Genomic DNA, 386 nt, shown 5'->3' on the forward strand with positions numbered 1-386 from the left:
GTTGGTAAACGTTACCGCCATAATGCTGTGCACGCTGGCTTGTCCGCTTTGCAAAAGCCATGCGATACGCGTGGTCAGTACGCGTGTTTTGCCGCTGCCCGCGCCTGCCAAAACGAGGGCGGATTGCGGCGGCCAGGTTACGGCAGAGAGTTGTTCGGGGTTTAAGCCTTGAAGCAGATTGGGGGCGGATTCGTTGGGAAACATGAAGAGGCCGTCTGAAAATAAATGGGAATGCGATATTTTAAAGGAAATACAAAAGGCCGTCTGAAAAGATGTTTCAGACGGCCTTTGCGTTGGAAGCCGATTAGAACGGACGTACTTCCAAACCGAACATACGGCGCGCGGTGTTCAGCATTTGGCAGCTGAAGCCCCACTCGTTGTCGTAC

The 386-nt window shown here is 53.1% G+C and carries 1 protein-coding gene; it reads right to left on the reverse strand.

The window, feature by feature from the left end:
* On the reverse strand, positions 1-204 hold a 204-nt coding region (locus JNB85_RS30475; protein WP_220338127.1), incomplete at its 3' end, for a UvrD-helicase domain-containing protein.
* Between the last annotated feature and the right edge of the window lie 182 nt (positions 205-386).

Source organism: Rhizobium mesosinicum, from assembly GCF_019511345.1.
GTDB lineage: Bacteria > Pseudomonadota > Alphaproteobacteria > Rhizobiales > Rhizobiaceae > Rhizobium > Rhizobium mesosinicum.